The organism is Halorubrum sp. GN12_10-3_MGM (genome assembly GCF_005435235.1).
Taxonomy (GTDB): Archaea; Halobacteriota; Halobacteria; order Halobacteriales; family Haloferacaceae; genus Halorubrum; species Halorubrum ezzemoulense.
In genome coordinates, this window is sequence record NZ_SGUB01000052.1 from 1 (window position 1) to 7,793 (window position 7,793).

General features: G+C 51.9%; 5 protein-coding genes and 2 pseudogenes. 5 read left to right on the plus strand and 2 right to left on the minus strand.

All coding sequences use genetic code 11. The features are described from left to right. Positions 1–265 precede the first annotated feature (265 nt). The 3 genes from EXE47_RS18070 to EXE47_RS18080 all read left to right on the plus strand — a co-directional run bounded on the left by EXE47_RS18070 (position 266) and on the right by EXE47_RS18080 (position 3,537). The gene (locus EXE47_RS18070; RefSeq protein ID WP_080508737.1) at positions 266–1,438 is read left to right on the plus strand and encodes a tubulin/FtsZ family protein; all 1,173 of its coding nucleotides are present in this window, start codon (positions 266–268) and stop codon (positions 1,436–1,438) included. Between the two features lie 84 nt (positions 1,439–1,522). Then, complete coding sequence (locus EXE47_RS18075; RefSeq protein WP_137708616.1) at positions 1,523–2,929, plus strand: tubulin/FtsZ family protein; 1,407 nt, start codon at positions 1,523–1,525, stop codon at positions 2,927–2,929. Beyond that, on the plus strand, positions 2,926–3,537 hold the full coding sequence (locus EXE47_RS18080; protein ID WP_094521145.1) for a TetR/AcrR family transcriptional regulator: 612 nt from the start codon (positions 2,926–2,928) through the stop codon (positions 3,535–3,537). Before EXE47_RS18075 ends, EXE47_RS18080 begins: the two co-directional genes overlap by 4 nt. Here the strand turns inward: EXE47_RS18080 and EXE47_RS18085 are convergent. After that, on the minus strand, positions 3,518–4,141 hold the full coding sequence (locus EXE47_RS18085; protein WP_137708617.1) for a hypothetical protein: 624 nt from the start codon (positions 4,139–4,141) through the stop codon (positions 3,518–3,520). The genes EXE47_RS18080 and EXE47_RS18085 overlap by 20 nt on opposite strands. Positions 4,142–4,542: 401 nt before the next feature. Here EXE47_RS18085 and EXE47_RS18090 point away from each other — a divergent pair, with 401 nt between their 5' ends. Both EXE47_RS18090 and EXE47_RS18095 read left to right on the plus strand, forming a co-directional pair. Beyond that, on the plus strand, positions 4,543–5,793 hold the full coding sequence (locus tag EXE47_RS18090; protein WP_137708618.1) for a hypothetical protein: 1,251 nt from the start codon (positions 4,543–4,545) through the stop codon (positions 5,791–5,793). A gap of 1,027 nt (positions 5,794–6,820) precedes the next feature. Beyond that, positions 6,821–7,546, plus strand: a pseudogene (locus EXE47_RS18095) (transposase); the annotation flags it as partial. A 144-nt stretch (positions 7,547–7,690) separates the two neighbouring features. Here EXE47_RS18095 and EXE47_RS18100 read toward each other — a convergent pair. Beyond that, positions 7,691–7,793 (minus strand): annotated as a pseudogene (locus EXE47_RS18100) (IS1595 family transposase); the annotation flags it as partial.

The following is a 7,793-nucleotide window of genomic DNA, read 5'->3' on the forward strand; positions in this document are numbered from 1 at the left end:
CGCCTGTGGAGACTGCGCTCCCTGTGGATACGCCTGTATCTGCAAAGCGCGTCGTGGAAACAGGAAGCCCCACCCTCAAGGAGCGAACGGCGTCAGCCGTGAGCGAGTAGGGTGGGGTAGTTCACCGCCTACAAACTGTTAATTAATACGTCTCGAACCACACGTACCAGTATTCAATGACTCGTTCCACAGCCACGTACTCTGAGCCCGGTGAGGTCCACCCACAACCAACACACTTTCATACGGCTCAACAGAGAAACAACCAATGAAACTCGCAACGATCGGGGTCGGTAACGCAGGCAGCAAGCTTATCGACCAGATGATTGAGTTTGAATTTGAGACTGGTCGTAATCTGTGTCGTCACGCATTGGTCATTAATACGGCTCGGACAGACCTCGCTAAACCACAACATCTCGATGAAGATCGCCGGGTGTTAATCGGCGATACCCATCAGAAAGCGCGTGGACACGGGGTTGGAGGTGATGCTAAAATTGGTGCTGAGGTTGCGCAAACCGACATTGATGAAATCAGGCGCGTTTTCGACGATGTTGAAATTCACGAGGTTGATGCTGTCTTAGTCGCAGCCGGCCTTGGTGGAGGCACCGGCAGTGGCGCTGCTCCCGTTGTTATTGACGAACTACAGAAGATGTACGATGAGCCAGTGTACGGACTTGGAGTATTACCTGGCACGTACGAGGGCGGCCGGCCGGCACTCAACGCTGCCCGCTCGCTTCAGTCATTCGTCAACAAAGTTGATAATTTCATCGCGTTCGACAACGATGCGTGGCGTTCTCGTGGGCAGACTATTGAGCAGGGCTACGAAGAGATGAACGAAGAGCTTGCAACACGCATTGTCACTCTGCTCGCAGCCGGTGAAGTCGATGAGTCGGAGGTTGGTGAGAACGCGATGGATTCGAGTGACATTATGCGAACCCTCGATACCGGTGGTGTCTCCTCAATCGGGTACGCTTCAACTGACGTTACCCCCGCAAAAGAAGGACTGTTAGCCAATTTCAAAGAAGTTGATGACTCACAGAGTGAATCAACAGATGCTGCAAAAATCAAAGGCTTGGTGCGCCGAGCAACGAATTCTCGGCTCACTGTTCCATGTGATGTCTCGAGTGCTGACCGTGCGCTGATTGTCTTTGCCGGGCCGCCAGATGTGATTTCACGAAAAGGGGTTGAATCTGCTCGTGAATGGCTTGAACAAGAAGCTGATACCGTTGATGTCCTTGCTGGTGATGATCCTCGTCCCGACTCGTCAACCCTTGCGGCTGTGGTGTTGCTCTCAAATGTGACTGATACACCGCGGATTAACGAAATCCAAGATCAAGCTGTTGACGCGCAAAACAAAATTCAAGAACAGGATGCGGTTCGCGAAGAGGAAATTCAGTCGCTGATTACTGATGACGACAATGATCTGGACCCTATTGTTTGAGCGAACACGTCGTCAAACGCTTGTCCGACAGACGCATCACCACTCTGTTGGCCGCCACCATCACTCGCAGCCGTTGGTGTGTAAATGAAGGTAGCACTTCTCGGCGTTGGCGGGTGTGGTACCCGACTCGTTGATCAGTTTGTTCGAACTGAACACCGCACAGGCCGGTCGGTGACTAATGGAAACGTTCTCGCGTTTCACACTGAATCACAACCACTCTCTCAGACAACCGCCCTCAGTACTGACCAGCATATCCTCCTTGGCGATACACACCCGGCAGTACTTCGACGAGACACAAACTCTCCTGCTACTGACTCCCCAAATTCGTCTCACGATCCCCAACTACAATCAGAGACATCCACCACCACGAGTCAACAAGGTGCCTCCAGTAACTCGCGCACGCGTGAATATGACATCAATGAGTATGGTGTTGGTGGTGATCCAGATGTTGGCGCACAAGTCGCTAAAGCGGAGCGGCCAGAAATTCGACGTGCACTCGATAAAATCGATGAAACAGAAGTCGCAGCCACGATGATTGTTGCTGGGCTTGGCGGCGGCACTGGTGCTGGTGTTGGGAGTGTGTTGTTGGAAGAAATCACCGATATTTATGAAACTGAAGTGTACACACTGGGTGTTCTCCCCGCTGACACGGAGTCAGACCAACGAGCACTGACCGCTGCCCGTGGTCTTCGAACACTTGTCCCACGTGCTGCGTCAACGCTTCTTGTCGACAACGATTCATGGTCCCGGGATAGAGACGCTATTGCTGATTGCTATCAGTCGATTAATCAGATGACCGTCAACCGACTGTTGAGCGTTTTTGGTGCCGGTGAAGCCAACACGACGTTTGAATCTGAACTTCGGATTGACCCTGCTGATATCTCACGGACACTTGCTGTTGGTGGGGTAACAACTGTTGGTCGCGCCACAGTTGAAATTGACAGTAACGCTCATGGACTTCTTGCTCGGATTCTTCGCCTGCTTGGTCGATCACAGCCCTCTGGGTCTACTCCGGTTGATGCGTCGAAAATAAAGACACTGATCAGTCGCGCAGTCCAATCGAAACTCACGCTACCCTGTGAAATCACTTCTGCAGATCGGGTTTTGCTCATCCTCAGTGGACCCCCAGATACAATCTCTCGGAAAGGATTTGAGACCGGCCGATATCTGCTTGAAGAAGAAACGCAGACCGTTGAAGTGCTTGCTGGCGATGAGCCAATTCAAAACACAACAGAACTCACGGCAACTGTCGTTCTCGCAAATGTGACGTCTGTCCCACAGATTGATGAACTTCAACGTCGCGCGGTTCCTACAGAAGACGCTGTCACGACAACCTCGGGACCCTCAACTACTACAGAACAGACGGCGACAACTGATGAGATGAACACACAGACTGTTGAGCCATCAGCAGATGCGGACTCAACTTCCGCCGAATTTGATTTCACCAACGCTGAAACGGCCTCTGAAACAACGGACTCAACCGAGCAATGACAAGCGATCAGTCGGAACACACTTTGAGCGCCACGGAAGAGAACATTATGAAGGCAACACACACAGCGTTGCTCAAACACGGCTATGCTGATCTCTCAATTGCCCGTATTGGTGACGAGCTTGATGGATCAAAATCTTCTATCTACCACTACTACGATTCAAAAGACGATTTGCTTATTACACTGCTTGAGTTCACTGTCAACAAATTCGAATCGACTCTTGATACCGAACCAAGCCAGAATCCAGCTGAAACCCTCAAACAGCTCATTGCCAAACTTCTCGCACCGGACCCGGTTGAAGACGATTATCAGTTTCAAACAGTGCTTGTCGGCTTTCGATCACAAGCAGTCACGAACAGTCGTATCCGCGCTCAATTTACGCACGTTGATGAACGGTTAGCAGATACGATCCGGGAGATTCTTGAACGTGGTATTGCTGAAAATGTGTTTGAAGCGGTCAATGCCTCTGAAGTCACAGAATACATTCTCGCAACGATTAAGGGTGGCATATATACTCGTGTTACAACAGATCGAGTAGACGCTGTCACGGCGACACATTCTATGCTTGTTTCGTATATCGACTCAGAACTCATCCAAGATACGGTCTGATTTGCTCTTTGTCGGCTCGGATTGCTTCTCCGAGTTCCCCAATTACTGATAAGACCGGATACTGTGGCGTGTCGCTATCTGAATACAGGTACTCACAGAACTCGATCTGTTCATCAGATGTCTCCTCACTTGGGGGCTCAGCAACCGGTGGTGAGTGAAGGTCTCTCTGTCGCTGTTCAGCGACTCTATCCAGTTTTGTCTCGAGATCCTGAAGCGCACACCAAATATCAAACGCGGCCTCCCTGCGCCGCATTTGTACGGACCCGAAGTGCGCGCAGAGATTATCCTGTCGGGTCTCGATGTTAGTAAGTTCCGTTTGATAGTTTGCGAGCCGATCCATCTCCTCTGTCACTACCTCTATAAGCTCCGCACGTACATCGATTGCCTGCTGGCTCCGGTCAACGATTGCTTGTTGGACCGCTGGAGTGAGAACCCGATTTGTTGCCAACGACGTCACTATATCTTCTCCAAGCTCAGCAGCGAGATTTTCAGCAAGGCTCTCTTCATCGCCAATGCTATAGTGCGGAACTGATCGCACTGTTTCTTCATACGCAGAAAGTACATACTTGAGTGTCGCATCTCCGGGACTTGTGGGTACGTCCATTACTTCTGTCCGGTCACCTACATCTGTTAGCGCGGTATCTGGCGATTCAAACTGTACTGGCTCGACCTGCCGTATCTGCGTCTGAAACCGACGAAATGCGTCTTGTTCCGCAATAATACACTCCCGTTCATCCTGGCATGTTTCAATCGCTGTCTGGAGTTTACCTACTACAAGTAACAACATTGCTCCAAGACTAGCAATGACTCCCACCACAAGCGGCGACGTAAGCAACTCAGCACCGCCACACCACATATCTACACATGCTACAGGCTGATCAGCAATAGGTATGCGAAATCTCATAACTCCACAATCATTTCATACAGTCTAACTATTGTTGACCTTTTCGCATGGCTGATAATGTAATCTACGACATTTAAGTTTTGGCCCCACCGACATGGAGCATGGAACAACCGCGCCGTAACGTGCTTGCCGGGCTCGGCGCTGCCGCAAGTCTTGCTGGCTGTTTGAGTGTTGATGGTGTGAGATATCCAGACGAAATAGAATCCTCAGACGAGTCAAATACTACGCTGGAAGCTGGCACCGATGAGCCACCTACAGATAACTCAACGGATGCCGACGGTTACGCCTCCGACCTGATACAACTCATTGCTGAGAGGACGCAAGCGATTGTTGCTGATGTGGTGTGGTTTGCTATCTCTTATCCACGCGCGGTTGAGTTATATAACCAGGCTATTGACAGTGTGATTGAGACTATCGACACAGTCCGTACCACAATCCATCAGCCAACGATGCCAACAGCCGAGATGGTTGACCGACTCGAAACTGTCGGATACGACGCTGCGGACCGCGCGGAAACAGCGTTTGAACCCCACTTTTCTCCTGTTGACCTTCTTCAGTCACGGACTGATATGCATATCCCGTCTTTGGCTCGCGCAGCACGTCGTAACGATGCTGACCGATTTGTTGAGGAACTCGATCGGATGCGACTTTCGTTTTTCCAAATCCAGACTCCAGTGTACGTCAGCAGGCGTTTTTCACGCAACCCGATCCATAACCGGTTGCTCGACCGAATTGTACCACACGCTACCGGTGATGTGCTGGTCGAAGTTGCGGTCCCCACTCGTCGCAATTTTACGACGCTCGCACACGAGCCATATGTCGATGAGGACGGGAGCTATCCGCCTACGTTCACCGCAGACCCGCTCCCGGTCGCTCGCCGAAATAAACTTCGGAGACGGCTTGGACCAGTTGTCCAACCGTCAGGCCGTACTGAAGAAGTGTTTTTGACGTTTGCGACCCGTCCAGATTCTGTCACTCGCCAGCGGAACGTCTTTCGTGGGCCACCTGGCGATTTGGACGGTACTCCACTGTATATACAACAATATGGTGACCGTGCGACCGCACGTGAAGAATTTACAACAACTCTTGCGGCCGGCGATACAGAAGGAATGACCTCGATCAGTTCAGGCGTCACCTCAGCGACTGATTCGATCAAATGGCATCGTTATTACCATCGTGAAGCTGGGAGTGACCGAACAAATCTGGACGATTTCCCGGGTGTTCAATATGGATACTTACTCCAAGCCGGTCCGTTCGTTTTTGCCACCGGCTTTTCTGGTGATGCGTGGGAAGAACGCACCCGCTGGCAAGGCGAGCTGACCGAAAGCTGGTTGTTCCAGCGCGTTGATTGACATTTTCTCCGCGCTGAATCGAGAGGAATCCCGCGATGGAAGTTTGACGCTCGCAACCCCCGTCCTGCCACTTTAGTTAATAGCGTGGATGAGCATAGAATGTCTGGCCTGCCGTCCATGATGGATCGTATCAGCATTGTTGGATCCACTCCCGGCGTAACGCCGGCATTCTCTCCCTGCAGAAAGATAGTGGTTTCAGCCGCGGGAGATAGTAAATTTGGATACCCCACGTGATCAGGATTTAACTCAGGTGCGACCAAACATCATCTATGACACTTTCTCATCACCGGCGGCAGTTCCTCGCTGCTGTTACTTCTCTCTCCCTTGCTGGCTGTCTTGTTGAGAGTGATACAGGGACGGCTGATGAGTCTGAAGGACCATCTCGCTCACACACAACCGAGTCACCACGCCCTCAGGCGAGTACAAGTAATCAGACTCAACCACCCGATTCTGCTCGCCCGGATGGCGAACCAATTTCGCTTGATACTGCGGGCATCGCTGTCGAAACTGTTCGTATTAACCGCATTATTGAGTCGCCATATCAATCACAGATTGTTGCTGACATTGTTATTTCGAACGTTGGACCAGCACGGTATGGAACTCTCGAGTTTCGGGCTGACGCCTACTACGAGCCACCAGCTGATGACCGAACGTATCATCCACCACGTGTCTCTGAGCGAACTGCTGTTGGACGAACGTATATTGAGCGACAGTACGATTCGTTTGGTACAGGAACACGGACTCTCAGTGAGATCGTGATCCAGTATGATGCTGATGACGCAAACGGGTCCACAGACCCCGCTACATTCGACATTGAACTTGTTGTCCGTCGAGTGAACCCGTCACTGGACCCCTCCCAAAACTGACGCTGTGGTTTTTCTCTATGCCCTCACCAATCGTATCTGTCATTGGATTGTATTCTCCAACTATACATGCTTGTGACCTCGATCTGCTAATGTTGAGTTTGACTACAAACTCAGCTTTGAATGTTGAAGTAGGAGCGTGACGTAGGCGGTAGTGAAGACGGATGATGCCGATTACGGACTTCTTGTCGTGTACGCGTGTGTTTGACGAGTTCGAATCGCTGTCATCAGCTCAACGCCATCACGCGAAAACCTACGCCACCGGTCTTGTTGCGGCCAGCAACAAGACCGTGGCAGGCATCTCACGCGAAGTCCTTCCAGCTGGAGACAAACGCGCTCTCAACAAATTCCTCACCGAGTACGACTGGGACGAACAACAATTCAACCATGAGCGCCTCGAAGAACTCCAAAAACACGGTGAAACACGCTGGTCGAAGGATGGCTACATCATCCTCGACGACACGATCACCCACAAAGCCGGGGACGAAGTCCCCGGCGTCGGCCACTTCTACGATCACGCTGAAGGTGACACTGTCTGGGGCCAAGACCTCATCTACGCCTTCTACGCTGACAACAAAACCGCCTACCCACTCACCTTCCGACTCTACGAAAAACAGGACGACAATGACCAAGACCACGACACCAAGTACGATCTCGCCCGCGAGATCGTCACCGAACTCGAAGACGAGGTAGGTGTCCCGGCGGACACCTACCTCTTCGACTCGTGGTTCGCCCACGATTCTGGCCTTCCTGAACTCATCGAATCCTCCGACAAAGACTGGATCGGCCCGCTCCGGAGCAACCGACAGGTGACCTACGGCGGCGAAGAGATCCGCGTCGATGCGCTTGCAGAGCGCATCGACACAGTTGAACGCGACGTTGAAGACGAGATGCCTTGTTTTGCCGCCGAGTGACGGCTATCTCAGACGCTCTCACGGAAGGATTCCGTCAAGCTAACCGGGAATTGGACGCCGTCTGGCGATATGGCATCGCTCAGACGGCTTGCCTGGACGCTCTTCGGTAGACTGGCGGAACTAGCGGAATACATTGACAGCGATACAGTCCACGAGACTGTGGATCGGTGCCCCAGTAAGGTTCAGTGACCGGAGGAAGCCGTAGGTCCGAGCGGCCTGTTCC

Excerpts from the sequence above, each read along its gene's own strand:
- EXE47_RS18085 (WP_137708617.1), bottom strand. The coding sequence starts at position 4,141 with ATGGACGTACCCACAAGTCCCGGAGATGCGACACTCAAGTATGTACTT.
- EXE47_RS18075 (WP_137708616.1), top strand. The coding sequence starts at position 1,523 with ATGAAGGTAGCACTTCTCGGCGTTGGCGGGTGTGGTACCCGACTCGTT.
- EXE47_RS18070 (WP_080508737.1), top strand. The coding sequence starts at position 266 with ATGAAACTCGCAACGATCGGGGTCGGTAACGCAGGCAGCAAGCTTATC.
- EXE47_RS18090 (WP_137708618.1), top strand. The coding sequence starts at position 4,543 with ATGGAACAACCGCGCCGTAACGTGCTTGCCGGGCTCGGCGCTGCCGCA.
- EXE47_RS18080 (WP_094521145.1), top strand. The coding sequence starts at position 2,926 with ATGACAAGCGATCAGTCGGAACACACTTTGAGCGCCACGGAAGAGAAC.